The sequence below is a fragment of the Mycolicibacterium brumae genome (assembly GCF_025215495.1).
Taxonomy (GTDB): Bacteria; Actinomycetota; Actinomycetes; order Mycobacteriales; family Mycobacteriaceae; genus Mycobacterium; species Mycobacterium brumae.
This window is the reverse complement of record NZ_CP104302.1, coordinates 2,457,724-2,471,525: the sequence shown is the minus strand read 5'-3', so window position 1 is coordinate 2,471,525 and position 13,802 is coordinate 2,457,724. Positions and strand designations below refer to the sequence as shown.

General features: G+C 70.4%; 12 protein-coding genes. 9 read left to right on the top strand and 3 right to left on the bottom strand.

Going from position 1 to position 13,802, the window contains the following annotated elements:
* Positions 1–74 precede the first annotated feature (74 nt).
* On the top strand, positions 75–1,976 hold the full coding sequence (locus L2Z93_RS11965; RefSeq protein ID WP_090584948.1) for a heavy metal translocating P-type ATPase: 1,902 nt from the start codon (positions 75–77) through the stop codon (positions 1,974–1,976).
* On the opposite strand, the gene L2Z93_RS11960 is transcribed toward L2Z93_RS11965, so the two are convergent.
* The gene (locus L2Z93_RS11960; protein ID WP_090584946.1) at positions 1,918–4,128 is read right to left on the bottom strand and encodes a SulP family inorganic anion transporter; all 2,211 of its coding nucleotides are present in this window, start codon (positions 4,126–4,128) and stop codon (positions 1,918–1,920) included. The two genes, L2Z93_RS11965 and L2Z93_RS11960, sit on opposite strands and share 59 nt — an antisense overlap.
* A 159-nt stretch (positions 4,129–4,287) precedes the next feature.
* Between L2Z93_RS11960 and L2Z93_RS11955 the strand changes: the two genes are divergently transcribed.
* Together L2Z93_RS11955 and L2Z93_RS11950 are read left to right on the top strand one after the other, a co-directional pair.
* Positions 4,288–4,746, top strand: a complete 459-nt coding sequence (locus tag L2Z93_RS11955; RefSeq protein ID WP_090584944.1) for a hypothetical protein — start codon at positions 4,288–4,290, stop codon at positions 4,744–4,746.
* Positions 4,747–4,865: 119 nt separating this feature from the next.
* Complete coding sequence (locus tag L2Z93_RS11950; protein ID WP_090585009.1) at positions 4,866–6,026, top strand: CynX/NimT family MFS transporter; 1,161 nt, start codon at positions 4,866–4,868, stop codon at positions 6,024–6,026.
* Positions 6,027–6,030: 4 nt separating this feature from the next.
* Here L2Z93_RS11950 and L2Z93_RS11945 read toward each other — a convergent pair whose 3' ends face one another.
* Entirely contained in the window at positions 6,031–6,945 is a 915-nt protein-coding gene (locus L2Z93_RS11945) for an HpcH/HpaI aldolase/citrate lyase family protein (protein ID WP_090584942.1), read from the bottom strand.
* An 87-nt stretch (positions 6,946–7,032) separates the two neighbouring features.
* On the opposite strand from L2Z93_RS11945, the gene L2Z93_RS11940 reads away from it, so the two are divergent.
* The 6 genes from L2Z93_RS11940 to L2Z93_RS11915 all read left to right on the top strand — a co-directional run bounded on the left by L2Z93_RS11940 (position 7,033) and on the right by L2Z93_RS11915 (position 12,902).
* Positions 7,033–7,845 carry a thymidylate synthase gene (locus L2Z93_RS11940; protein WP_090584940.1) on the top strand — a complete coding sequence of 271 codons (813 nt, stop codon included), beginning with the start codon at positions 7,033–7,035 and terminating at the stop codon, positions 7,843–7,845.
* Between the two features lies 1 nt (position 7,846).
* Positions 7,847–8,323, top strand: coding sequence for a dihydrofolate reductase (locus L2Z93_RS11935; protein WP_090584938.1), 477 nt, complete (start codon positions 7,847–7,849; stop codon positions 8,321–8,323).
* On the top strand, positions 8,320–9,525 hold the full coding sequence (locus L2Z93_RS11930) for a winged helix-turn-helix domain-containing protein (protein ID WP_090584936.1): 1,206 nt from the start codon (positions 8,320–8,322) through the stop codon (positions 9,523–9,525). Before L2Z93_RS11935 ends, L2Z93_RS11930 begins: the two co-directional genes overlap by 4 nt.
* Before the next feature lie 13 nt (positions 9,526–9,538).
* Positions 9,539–10,291: an FAD-dependent thymidylate synthase gene (gene thyX / locus L2Z93_RS11925; protein WP_090584934.1), complete on the top strand. Its 753-nt coding sequence runs from the start codon at positions 9,539–9,541 to the stop codon at positions 10,289–10,291.
* A gap of 80 nt (positions 10,292–10,371) precedes the next feature.
* The gene (dapA, locus tag L2Z93_RS11920; protein ID WP_234785961.1) at positions 10,372–11,220 is read left to right on the top strand and encodes a 4-hydroxy-tetrahydrodipicolinate synthase; all 849 of its coding nucleotides are present in this window, start codon (positions 10,372–10,374) and stop codon (positions 11,218–11,220) included.
* 5 nt (positions 11,221–11,225) lie between these two features.
* Entirely contained in the window at positions 11,226–12,902 is a 1,677-nt protein-coding gene (locus L2Z93_RS11915; RefSeq protein WP_090584930.1) for a ribonuclease J, read from the top strand.
* Here L2Z93_RS11915 and L2Z93_RS11910 read toward each other — a convergent pair.
* Entirely contained in the window at positions 12,891–13,766 is an 876-nt protein-coding gene (locus tag L2Z93_RS11910) for an SAM-dependent methyltransferase (RefSeq protein ID WP_090584929.1), read from the bottom strand. The two genes, L2Z93_RS11915 and L2Z93_RS11910, sit on opposite strands and share 12 nt — an antisense overlap.
* Positions 13,767–13,802 lie beyond the last annotated feature (36 nt).

Here is a 13,802-nt window from a genome sequence, read left to right as displayed (position 1 = left end):
GCTGCGGGGCTGCTGAACTGCGACAACACAACACTACTAACGTAATTGCGAATATACGCAAGTAACTAGATATAATGACTCGCATGACGGCCTGGTCCCTACCTGAGGTGCGCGCCGCGATCGGCGCGATTGGATTCTTCGCCCTCGGCGGCGCTGCGCAACTGTCCGATGGGCCGTCCTGGCTGTACTGGGCGCTGTACCTGGTCTGCTACCTGGTCGGCGGCTGGATTCCCGGCCGCGAGGGGCTGGCCGCGCTGCGAAACGGGGCCCTCGACGTCGACCTGCTCATGGTCGCCGCGGCGATCGGGGCGGCCTCCATCGGCCAGATCTTCGACGGCGCACTGCTGATCGTCATCTTCGCGGGCTCCGGCGCGTTGGAGGCGCTGGCCACCATGCGGACCGAGAACTCGGTGCGCGCCCTGTTGGATCTCGCGCCGCCGACCGCGACGCGGCTGGCCCGTGGCCAGGAAGAGCGCGTCGCCACCGCCGAACTCGGCGCCGGGGATGTTCTGCTGATCCGGCCGGGGGAACGGATCGGGGGCGACGGGGTGGTGATCGACGGGGTCAGCACGGTCGACCAGTCCAGCATCACCGGCGAATCCGTTCCGGTGGACAAGTGCCCGGGCGACGAGGTGTTCGCCGGCGCGCTGAACGGATCCGGGAGCCTGACGGTTCGCGTCGACCGTCCCGCCGCCGACAGTGTCATCGCCCGGATCGCCGCCCTGGTCGCGGAGGCCAGCGCAAGCAAAGCCAACCTGCAACTGTTCGTCGAGAAGGTCGAGCGGCGTTATTCGGTGGGCATGGTCGCCGCCACCCTCGCCCTGTTCGCAATCCCGCTGATGTTCGGAGCGGACCTGCAGTCCGCGCTGCTGCGCGCGATGACCTTCATGATCGTCGCCTCGCCGTGCGCGTTGGTGCTGTCCACCATGCCACCCATGCTGGCGGTCATCGCAAACGCCGGCCGCCGCGGGGTGTTGATCAAATCCGCCGTCGTGCTGGAGCGGCTCGCCGAGGTGGACCGCGTCGCCTTCGACAAGACCGGCACGCTCACCGCCGGTGAGCCCGTGCTGGTTTCGGTGTGCGGGCTCTCCGGCATGACCGATGATCAGCTGCTCGGGCTGGCCGCGGCCGCCGAACGTGGATCCGAACACCCATTGGCCGCCGCCATCGTCTCCACCGCCCGGATGCGAGGACTCGTCGACGTGAATCCGGCTGTCGGCCAGTTTCTTTCGACTCCCGGGCGTGGTGTGGCCGTGCGGGTCGGAGCTGAGCGGGTGTCCGTCGGCAGCACCGCGTTACTCGGACCCGACGACGTCGTGGCGGCGGATCTGGCTGTTGAACTCGAACGCGCTGGACAGACGGTCGTGGTCGTGCTGGTCGACGGTGTGGCCGTCGGCGTGCTGGGACTGGCGGATCGGCCCCGCGCCGAAGCCGCCGCCGTGATCGCCGAGTTGGAAACGCTGACCGGCGCCTCGCCGGTGCTGCTCACCGGCGATAACCACAGCGCCGCGACGCGATTGGCTTCTGATGTCGGGATCTCGTCGGTGTCGGCGGCATTGCTGCCCGAGCAGAAGCTCGCCGAGGTGCGCCGAATGCAGGACGACGGTGATCGGGTGCTGCTGGTCGGCGACGGCGTCAACGACGCCCCGGCGATGGCCGCTGCGCACGTCGGGGTCGCCATGGGCCGGCGTGGCTCGGACCTGGCACTGGAGACAGCCGACGTGATCCTGGTGCGCGACGACCTCGCCGCGCTGCCGGGTGTTGTGGAGTTGGCTCGCCGCGCTCGACGGGTGGTGATCGCGAACCTGGCGATCGCGGCGACTTTCATCGTGGTGCTGGTCGCCTGGGACCTGTTCGGTCACCTGCCGCTGCCACTCGGGGTGGCCGGCCACGAAGGCTCCACGATCCTGGTGGGGCTCAACGGTCTTCGGTTGCTGCGCGCGAGCGGGCGGGGGAGGGCAGTCGGTCCTCGGTGATCCCGTCGGCGTCGACCTCGTAGACGTGCGCGGTGGCGACGTCGAAGTACACCCCGAGCACCTCGATCCGCCCTTGGGCGACAGACTCGGCCAGCAGCGGATGACTCCGCAATCGCCGCACTTGCACAGCCACGTTGACCACGCCGAGTTGATCGGGCGCGGCGAACCCTCGCGCCGCGGCGTCGAGCTGCCCGGGGTGCCCGCCGCGGTAGGCGTCGAGGCTGTCGCGGCCGTGCGCCAGCCAGTGCGACATCGGGGTGCCGGAATCCTCGGAGAGTGAGAGCAGTTCGTTCATCGCGCCGCACGACGAATGCCCACACACCACGAGAGAACTCACGCCCAACGTCCGCACGGCGAAATCCAGTGCCGCAGAAAGTGACTCGTCGTCAACCGCAACCAGGTTGCCGACATTGCGCACCGTGAACAGGTCACCCGGGCCGCTCGCGGTGATCACGTTCGGCATCACCCGCGAATCGGTGCAGGTCAGGAACAGCGCGTCCGGGTCTTTGATCGCCGATGGGTCTCTGATCAGCGGATGCAGCGCAGCGGCCGCCCGCTGGTTGTACTCGCCGATGCCGTCGAGCACCGAACCGCCGTCGTAGCCCTCCCACGGCAGCCAGGACCGCCACGGCGCGAAACCCAATGCGCGGGACATGAAGTGGCGCTGCGGCGGCGCGGCATGCGCGTGATGAAGCTTGGCGTGCGTGGACTCGATCACCATGACCGTCCCGCCGGTGGCCTCGTGCGCGCGCTTGAAGTCGGCGATCGCCTCGGAGATCGCGTGGTCGATGTAGTCGGCGTTCATAGTCAGCGTGACCCGGGCATCCGGCGGGATCTCCGCGAGTTGCTTGGACAACCGGGGCAGCGACAGGAAGCTCAGTGTCCCGTCGAGCTCCACTTCCCAATCCGCAGCGCCGACCCCGGCCGGGCGCACCCGCATCTGCGCGCGCATCACCCGCCACAACAGCAGAGCGATGGAGATGCCCAGCCCGATCGCGACGCCCTCGAGCAGATTCAAAAACACCACGCCGAGCATGGTCGCCAGATACACCACGAAATCGCCGGTGCGTCGGGCGAGCCGCATGTGCGCGAGTTTCACCAGCTGCATGCCGATCACGATCAGCAGGCCCGCCAGGGCCGCGGTGGGGACCAGTTCGATCAGTCCGGGCGCGACGACCGCGAACAGCAGGATCCACACGCCGTGCAGGATCGCCGACCCGCGGGTGATCGCCCCGGCCGCCACGTTCGCCGAACCCCGGATGATCACCCCGGTGACGGGGAGCCCACCGAGGGCGCCGGAGACCATATTCGCCCCACCCTGGCCGATCAACTCGCGGTCGAGGTCGGTGCGCGGGCCGGTGTGCAGCTTGTCGACGCCCACCGCGGACAGCAGCGACTCCACGCTGGCGATCAACGCGACGGTCAGCATCCCCAGCGCGATCGCCCCGTACTCCGTGCGCCACGGCGCCCCGTCGGGGGCCGTCGCGGGCAGCGCGGGCAACCCGATGGCGTCGAGCAGACTGCCGGACAGGCTGACCCGCTGCACCGACAGGTGCAGCGCCAGCGCCGCGACGGTCGCGGCGACGATCGCGACCATCGGGCCGGGGATCACCCGCAGCCGCGGTGGCAGCTTCGGCCACAGCAGCAACACGGCGATCACCAGCACACCGATCGCCAACTCGGGCCAGCGCAGCGCCGAGATATCGTCGGGCAGGGTGCGGATGTTCTGCCACGCCGACGTCTTCGGCGAGCCGCCCAGCAGCACGTGCAGTTGTTGCAACGCGATGGTGACACCGATTCCGGCCAGCATCGCGTGCACCACCACGGGCGCCACCGCCAGCGCGCCACGGGCGACGCGGGTCAGCCCGAACACGATCTGCAGCACCCCGGCGCCGATGGTGATCACGCACGTCATCGCCCAGCCGAATTGGTCGATCAGGCCGGCCACCACCACGACCAGGCCGGCGGCCGGCCCGGTGACCTGCATCGGCGCGCCGCCGAGCACCCCGGCCACCACACCGCCGACGATGGCGGCGATCAGTCCGGCCATCAGCGGCGCGCCGCAGGCGTAGGCGATGCCCAGCGACAGCGGCAGCGCGACCAGGAACACCACCAGCGACGCGGGCACGTCGTGCCGCAGGATCTCGGACATGCGCGGCCGCGACGCCGACGGCGAAACCGGTACGGAACCGGCCCTCGAAACCCGCTGCCCTCCCTGTTTCACGGCCGACAGGCTATCAGCGGAACGCGTGTCCCCGGCCCGGTCCGGGTAGTGTGCGCAGCGACGACCCACCGACACCAGGAGAGCGACATGGCCGCTTTTGCCGACCTGGCGATGGGAACCGCGCCGATCCTCGGCGGCATTCTGCTGGCCCTGTTCGCCGGGAACGTCAAGGGCGGCCCCGACGTGCGGGCGGCCATCAAGGCCGACATGGACCTGCTGGAGCGGCTGCCACCCGAGCAGACCGAGCGTCGCGCCGCCCTGCAGAACAGCATCGACATGCGGATCGACGATCTGGTCGCCGGGGTGGACCGGGCCCGCGATCTGCGGGATTTCGCGCTGTCGTATCAAGGCAACCTGCGCGACGTGCTGATGTTCCTGTGCACCCTCGCGTTCGCCGTGGTCTGGTGGCACGTCGACCACGACCGTGTCCGCTGGCTACCGCTGTTCGTGGCGCTGATTCTGCTGGCGGCGCTGTCCGGGTTCTCCGCCGCCCGGGCCTTGCGCCGGTCCTGGCTCGATCGTCACGACCACAGTCGTGACGACTGAAATCCGATTGCCTGCGCCCCAGACACGGGTGACACCATGGCCGGGTGGACCCCCGACACCAACGCGAGCGCGACCGCGAATGTGAGCTCGACGGCGCGATAGAACTGCCGCCCGCGGCGATGGCCGCCGGCGGCGGGTTGCTGGTCACCGCCGTCGTGCTGGCCGCGCTGAACATGCGCCCGGTGGTCAACAGTGTCGGGCCGGTGCTCGGCGACATCCGCGCCGACCTAGGGACCTCGGCGGTCTGGGCCGGCGTGCTCACCATGCTGCCGGTGCTGTGCTTCTCCGGCGCCGGGCTGGCGGCGCCGTGGCTGGCCCGACGGCTGGGCCTGGGTCGCACCATCGCCGTCGCCCTGGCGGTGCTCACCGTCGGCGCGGCGGTCCGGGTGCTCGGCGGCCCGGGGGTGGTGCTGGCCGGCACCCTGGCGGCCTGCGCCGGCATCGCGCTGGCCAACGTGCTGATCCCGGTCGTCATCAAGGGCTCGTTCCCGACCCGGATCGGGGTGATGACGGGGGTCTATTCGGCGGCGCTGCAGGGCGGCGGCGCGCTCGGGTCGGCCGGGACGCCGTTCCTGGCGGACGCGCTCGGCGGCTGGCGGCCGGCGCTGGCGTCCTGGGCGGTGCTCGCCGCGCTGGCCTGGCTGTTCTGGGTGCTCGGCGCCAACCGCATCGAAGACATCCGGCCCGCCGAGACCGCCCGCGGATCCGGGGTGCGGGGGCTGTTGCGCAACCCGCTGGCCTGGACGGTGACGGTCTTCTTCGGCTGCCAGTCGTTCCTGGCCTACGTGATCTTCGGGTGGCTGCCGGAGGTGTTCATCGACAACGGGATCAGCCAGCGGTCCGCCGGGCTGCTGCTCGGACTGATCTCGGTGCTCGCTGTCCCGGTCAGCCTGTTCATCATCCCGCTGGCCGCTCAACGGCGCAGTCAGAGCGGGTGGATCATCGCGATGGGCGTGACCGGCATCGCCGGCATCGTCGGGCTGCTGGTCGCGCCCGCGGCCGCGCCGGTGCTGTGGAGCCTGCTGGTCGGGTTCGGGCTGAGCGCCTTCTCGATGGCACTGGCGGTCATCGCGCTGCGGGCCCGCGACGCCGAAACCACCGCGTCGCTGTCCGGCATGGCCCAGGGCATCGGCTACCTGTTCGCCGGTCTGGGACCGTTGATGTTCGGTGTGCTGCACGAGGTCACCGGCAGCTGGACCGTGCCGTGGCTGATGGTGCTCGCGGTGTATCTGGTCCAGGTCGGCGCGGGGACGTTGGCCGGCCGGGACCGGCAGGTCTAGTCGCTTAGAAGTGGTAGGTGTCCGACGGCGCCGGCCGGTGCCCGCGCTCGTCGTAACCGAACGCGTCGTCGTCGATCCCGTAGGCCCGCGCCAAATCCAGGATCTTGGTGGCCCGGGCGATGCGCGGCAGGTCCGAGCCGTCCCGGATCTGCCCACCGTCGCGCTCGAACTCGGCGAAGAACTCCTTGGCCCAGCCGATCTCGTCGACCGACGGGGACAGCCCGGCGTTCACCGGCGGGCACTGATCGGGGCTCAGGCAGATCTTGCCGGTCATCCCGAACTCGGCGGACACCGCGGTCGCCTCGGACAGTTTCAGCGGATTGGAGCTGACCGTCGGCCCGTCGATGGCGCTGGGCAGGTGAGCGGCCCGGGCGGCGATGGTGAACCGGGACCGGGCGTAGGCCAGGGTGGCCGGATTGTCGCCGAAACCGGTGTCGCGGCGGAAGTCGCCGATCCCGAACGCCAGCCGGAAGCACCCCTTGGTGGTCGCGATCTCGGTGATGCGCTCCAGTCCCCGCGCGGTCTCCACCAGCGCCACGATGGGCACCCCGGGCAGCATCCGCGCGGTCTCGGTGACGTGGTCGACGGACTCGACCATTGCCAGCATCACGCCACCGACCGACGTGCCAGCCAGCATCTGGCAGTCGCCGGCCCACCACTGGGTGCCGAAGCCGTTGATTCGCACCCAGTCGTCGTGCCCGTCGGCCAGCCAGTTCAGCACGTTTTCGCGGGCGGCCGCCTTGTCTTTGGGCGCCACCGCGTCCTCGATGTCGAGTACGACGACGTCGGCGCGGGACCGGTGCGCGGTCTCGAACCGGTCGAAGTGGATGGCGTTGACCAGCAGCCAGCTGCGGGCCAGAACCGGGTCGAGCCGGCTGCCGACATCGGTGGAATCGGAGGTGAATGCCTGGTCGTACACGCTGTAATGGTGGCCTATCCGGGGTCGCCGGTTCGCACCCGGGTCCGTCAACGCCCTGCTGTCGGTGGCCCGACGTAAGCTGAGCCCGTGTCAGCGCCCGCGCCCATCGCCACGCCGTACGAGGACCTGCTGCGCCTGGTGCTCGCCGAGGGAACCCCCAAGGCAGACCGCACCGGAACCGGCACTCGCAGCATCTTCGGGCACCAGCTGCGCTACGACCTGCAGGCCGGATTTCCGCTGATCACCACCAAGAAAGTGCACACCAAATCGGTCGTCTACGAGCTGCTGTGGTTCCTGCGCGGGGACTCCAACGTGCGGTGGCTGCAGGAGCACGGCGTCACGATCTGGGACGAATGGGCCGCGCCGAACGGCGACCTGGGCCCGGTCTACGGGGTGCAGTGGCGGTCCTGGCCGACCCCGTCGGGGCAGCACATCGACCAGATCAGCGCCGCGCTGGACCTGCTGCGCGCCGACCCGGATTCGCGCCGCAACATCGTCTCGGCGTGGAACGTCGGGGAGATTCCGCAGATGGCGCTGCCGCCGTGCCACGCCTTCTTCCAGTTCTACGTCGCCGACGGCAAACTCAGCTGCCAGCTCTACCAGCGCAGCGCGGACCTGTTCCTGGGCGTGCCGTTCAATATCGCCAGCTACGCGCTGCTCACCCACATGATGGCCGCGCAGGCGGGCCTGGAAGTGGGGGAGTTCATCTGGACCGGTGGGGACTGCCATATCTACGACAACCACGTCGAGCAGGTCACCGAGCAGCTGTCCCGGGCGCCGCGGCCCTACCCGCAGCTGGTGCTCGCCCCACGCGACTCGATCTTCGACTACGTCTACGACGACGTCGAGATCCGCGACTACCAGCCACACCCGGCGATCAAGGCCCCGGTGGCGGTCTAGCGTGCTCAGCCTGATCTGGGCCCAGGCCGTCCCGTCCGGGGTGATCGGCCGCGACGGCGACATCCCATGGCGGCTGCCGGAGGACCTGGCCCACTTCAAGGAGCTCACCGTCGGGCACACCGTGGTGATGGGCCGGCGGACCTGGGAGTCGCTGCCCGCCTCGGTGCGCCCGCTGCCCGGCCGGCGCAATGTGGTGCTCACCCGGGCGCCCGACTATCGCGCCGACGGCGCGGAGGTGCTGACCTCCCTCGCTGATGCGCTCGACGACGACGCCTGGGTGATGGGCGGCGCCGAGATCTACCGGCTCGCGCTGCCACTGGCGACCCGGTGCGAGGTCACCGAGGTCGACCTCGACCTGCCGGCCCGCGCCGGCGACGCGCTGGCCCCGCGCCTCGACGAATCCTGGACTTGCGTCGCGGGGGACTGGCGCTGCAGCGCCGCAGGCCTGCGGCACCGGTTCCTGAGCTACCGGCGGTGACGGCCAATCTCTCTCTGCCCGCGGCCCGACGGGTCGCGTTGTCCGCGCAGGGCTTCCACCAGCCTGGTCCGCGGGGCCCGGTCACCCGCGCACACCTGCGTCGGCTGATCTCCAGAATCCAGGTGCTGCAGCTGGATTCGGTGTCGGTCGCGGTCCGCGCGCATTACGCGCCGGTGTTCAGTCGGCTCGGCCCGTATGACCGCGGACTGCTGGACACCGCCGCCTGGACCGACACCGCGCGCTCGCCGCGACTGCTGGTCGAGTACTGGGCCCACGAGGCGGCGCTGATGTCGGTCACCGATTGGCCGCTGCTGCGCTGGCGGATGCGCGACTACGCCGACGGACGCTGGGGCAAGGAGATCGTCGCCCGCAATCGGCAACTCGCCGAGGACATCCTGAGCGCCGTCGCCGAGATCGGGCCGGCCACCGCCGGCCAGATCGAAGCGCACCTTCAGGCCGATCAGCGCGGCGCGAAGGGTCCGTGGTGGGACCGCAGCGACACCAAGTGGGTGGCCGAGGCGCTGTGGTCGGCAGGGGCGCTGGCCACCGCCACCCGGATCGGGTTCGCCCGGCACTACGACCTGGCCGAGAATGTGCTGCCCGCCGAGGTCCTCGACACCCACCTCGACGACGACGAAGCCGTCCGCGAGCTGACCCGGCGCGCGGCCACCGCGCTCGGGGTGGGCACCGCCGCCGACATCCGCGATTACTTCCGGCTCTCGGCCGCGCAAGTCGCGCCCGCGCTCACCGACCTGGTGCGCGACGGCGAACTCGAACCCGTCCGCATCGACGGCGCCCCGGCGTACCTGCGCGTCGGGCAGCCGGTTCCGCGCACCGACCGGGGAACCGCGCTGCTGTGCCCGTTCGACCCGCTGATCTTCTTCAGGCCGCGGCTGCAGCGGCTGTTCGGTTTCCACTACCGCATCGAGATCTACACCCCGGCGCACAAACGAGTGCACGGCTACTACGTGTGGCCGCTGCTGCTCGACGGCGAGCTGGTCGCCCGCGTCGACCTGAAGGCCGACCGCGCGGCCGGGGTCTTGAGCGTCCCCGGCGCCTTCACCGAGGACGGCCGCGACCGCGCGCGCGTCGCGACGGCGCTGGCCGGGGAGTTGCAGACGATGGCCGGCTGGCTGGGGCTGGACGGGATCCGCGTCGGCGACCGCGGAGACCTGGCCCCGGCGCTGCGCAGCGCGCTCTGAGTAAGCTGCCCGCGTGGCCGAACCCGCGCCGCTGCGCGTGCAGCTGATCGCCAAAACCGAGTTCACCGCGCCGTCGCAGGCGCCGTGGAGCACCGACGCCGATGGCGGTCAGGCGCTGATCGAGTTCGCCGGCCGGGCCTGCTACGAAGCCTGGGACAAGGCCAATCCACGCACCGCCGGAAACGCCGACTACCTGCGCCACCTGATCGACGTCGGGCACCTGGCCGCCCTGGAACACGCCAGCGCCACCCTCTACATCACCGGACTGTCCCGGTCGTGTGGCCACGAACTGGTCCGGCACCGTCACCTGTCCTTCTCCGAGTTGTCCCAGCGCTACCAGCCCGACGGGGATTCGCGCGTTGTGGTGCCCGCGGCGATCGCCGCCGACCCCGAGCTGGAGGGGCTGTTCCTGGCCGCCGCCGACGACAGCCGGGCGGTCTACGACGCGCTGCTGGCCCGGTTGGAGGAGAAACTGGCCGGCGACCCGCAGGCGAAGCTGCGCCGCAAACAGGCCCGTCAGGCCGCCCGAGCTGTGCTGCCCTACGGCACCGAAACCCGGGTCGTGGCCACCGGCAACTACCGCGCCTGGCGGCATTTCATCGCCATGCGCGCCAGCGAGCACGCCGACCTGGAGATGCGCCGGCTGGCCATCGCCTGCCTGCGAGAACTCGCCGCACTCGCCCCGGCGGTGTTCGGTGACTTCGAGATCACCGCGCTGGCCGACGGAACCGAGGTCGCGACCAGTCCGCTGGCGACAGAGGCGTGAACTCTCTTGGGTACCCTTAGCGCGTGAGCACCACTGGATCAGAAGCCGACGGCGCGCAGTTGGGGACTGTGCTGACCGCCATGGTGACGCCGTTTGCCCCGGACGGCTCCCTTGATCTGGACGGCGCCAAGAAGGTGGCCACGCACCTGGTGGACTCCGGCTGCGACGGCCTGGTGGTCTCCGGCACCACCGGCGAATCGCCGACCACCACCGACGACGAGAAGATCGCCCTGCTCAGCGCGGTGCTGGAGACCGTCGGCGACCGCGCCGTGGTCATCGCCGGGGCCGGCAGCTACGACACCGCGCACAGCGTGCGGCTGGCCAAAGCCAGCGCCGACGCCGGCGCGCACGCCCTGCTGGTGGTCACGCCGTACTACTCCCGGCCGCCGCAGGCCGGGCTGGTGGCGCACTTCTCCGCCGTCGCTGACGCCACCGCGCTGCCCAATGTGCTCTACGACATTCCGCCGCGCTCGGGCATCCCGATCGCCTGGGACACCATCCGGGAACTGGCGTTTCACCCCAATATCGTCGCGATCAAGGACGCCAAGGGCGACCTGCACGGCGGCGCGATGGTGATGGCCGAGACCGGCCTGGCCTACTACTCCGGTGACGATTCGCTGAACCTGCCCTGGCTGGCGATGGGCGCCACCGGGTTCATCAGCGTCTGGGGTCACGCCGCCGCCGGTCCGCTGCGCGACATGCTGGCCGCGTTCCGCGCCGGCGACCTGGCGACCGCCCGCAAGATCCACGTGTCGCTCGGCCCGCTGGCCGAGGCGCAGAACCGGCTCGGCGGGGTGACCATGTCCAAGGCCGCGCTGCGGCTGCTCGGCGTCGACGCCGGCGAGCCGCGGCTGCCGCAGATGCCCGCCACCGACGCCCAGATCACCGAACTGGCCGACGACCTGCGCGCCGCGGGCGTGCTGCGGTAGGGCACATGCACAACGATCTGACGCCGCCCGGGCCGCTCGCCGACGGTGGCCTGCGCGTCACCGCGCTGGGTGGGATCAGCGAAATCGGCCGGAATATGACCGTTTTCGAGCACCTGGGCCGATTGCTCATCATCGACTGCGGGGTGCTGTTCCCCACCCACGACGAGCCGGGCGTGGACCTGATCCTGCCGGACCTGCGGCACATCGAAGACCGGCTCGACGACGTCGAGGCGCTGGTGCTGACCCACGCGCACGAGGACCACATCGGCGCCATCCCGTTCCTGCTGAAACTGCGGCCCGACATCCCGGTGGTGGGCTCCAAGTTCACCCTCGCGCTGGTCTCCGCCAAATGCCGCGAACACCGGATCAAGCCGGTGTTCGTCCAGGTCGCCGAGGGGCAACGCAGCACCCACGGGGTGTTCGAATGCGAATACTTCGCGGTCAACCACTCCATCCCGGACGCGCTGGCCATCGCCGTGCACACCGGCGCGGGCACGGTGCTGCACACCGGCGACATCAAGCTCGACCAGTTGCCGCTGGACCGCCGTCCCACCGACCTGCCCGGCATGTCCCGGCTCGGCGACGCCGGGGTGGACCTGTTCCTGTGCGACTCCACCAACGCCGAGATCCCGGGCGTCGGCCCCTCCGAAAGCGAGATCGGCCCGACACTGCACCGGCTGATCCGCGGCGCGCAGGGCCGGGTCATCGTGGCGTGTTTCGCCTCCAATGTGGACCGGGTGCAGCAGATAATCGACGCTTCCGTGGCGCTGGGCCGCAAGGTGTCCTTCGTCGGGCGCTCGATGGTCCGCAATATGGCCATCGCCCGCGAGCTCGGCTTCCTGAACATCTCCGATGAGGACGTGCTCGACATCGGCGCGGCCGAGATGCTGCCCGCCGAGAAGGTGGTGCTGGTGACCACCGGCACCCAGGGCGAGCCGATGGCCGCGTTGAGCCGGATGTCGCGCGGTGAGCACCGCAGCATCACCCTGACCGCCGGCGATTTGATCATCCTGTCCAGTTCGCTGATCCCGGGCAACGAGGAGGCCGTCTACGGCGTCATCGACGCGCTGGCCCAGATCGGCGCCCGGGTGGTCACCAACGCCCAGGCCCGGGTGCACGTCTCCGGCCACGCCTACTCCGGGGAACTGCTGTTCCTCTACAACGGGGTCCGGCCGCGCAATGTGATGCCGGTGCACGGCACCTGGCGGCACCTGCGCGCGAACGCCAAACTGGCCGTCAGCTCCGGGGTGCCCGAGGAGAACATCGTCATCGCCCCGAACGGGGTGAGCGTCGACCTGGTCGGCGGGGTGGCGTCCATCTCCGGCGCCGTCCCGGTCGGCAAGATGTTCGTCGACGGCCTGATCACCGGCGATGTCGGCGACGCCACCCTGGGTGAGCGGCTGATCCTCAGCTCCGGATTCATCGCGGTCACCGTCGCGGTGCACCGCGGCACCGGCAAACCCGCCGCGCCGCCGCACCTGCACTCCCGCGGCTTCTCCGAGGACCCGAAGGCACTGGAGCCCGCCGCGCGCAAGGTGGAGGCCGAGCTGGCCAAACTGTCCGCCGACAATGTCACCGACACCGCCCGCATCGCGCAGGGCATCCGGCGCGCGGTCGGCAAATGGGTGGGGGAGACCTACCGCCGCCAGCCGATGATCGTGCCGACGGTGCTAGAGATTTAACTGCGCGACGGCGGTCCACTCGATGGGGCTGGCGGTCAGTTCCCGGCCGGTCGGGCGGATGTAGGTGTCCCGGTAGTACGACGGCCCGGCCTGCTCGGAGAGTCGCCAGCCGAGGTCCTCGAGGATCTCCCCGAGCCGCTCGGGCGCGAATCCGGTCTGCCAAACCTGCGCCTTCTCCCGAAATCGCCGGTACACGCCGTCCGCGCCGTAGCGGTTGGTCCCGTCGATGAAATCGGCGCGCACGTAGCTGAAGATCAGTTGGCTGCCCGGCGCGGCCTGCGCCAGCCGGGTGAGCATCGTGGTCACCGCGGCGGGGGACAGGTACTGGGTCAGCCCTTCGGCGATGAACAGCGTGCGGGCCCGCGGATCGAATCCGCCCGCGGTCAGCGCCGCCCAGACGTCGTCCTGCTCCAGGTCCACGGCCAGCAGCCGCACCGATTCGGGTTGGCCGCCGAGCACCCGGCGCACCACGTCGGCCTTGCGGTCGATATTGACCTGCTGGTCGAGTTCGAACACCGGCAGCGCGGAATGCCGGGCGACCCGGTAGGCGCGGGTGTCGAAGCCGGCGCCCAGCACCACCAGCGCGTCGAAGTCGTTGGTGGGGTCCGAAACCCGGTCGTCGATCAGCCGTTTCCGGCAGGCGATGCTGGCCCAGACACCCGGCGCGGAGCGTTCGGTGGACCGTAGGAATCCGTCGCGGATCCAGCCGATCCGGGTGGCGGCGACCAGGGCGCGCAGGCCGGTGGGCAGGAAGGACGCGGCCAGGTCGTCATCGACGAGGCGGTGCTGCGGCGGCAGCTGGTGCTCCACGGCGGCCAGCGTCATCGGCCCGAAGGCCGTCTGGGCGGCGGCGTTGGTGGGCACGGGGACCTTTCCGGCAGGGGTGTGTGATGCCTCACC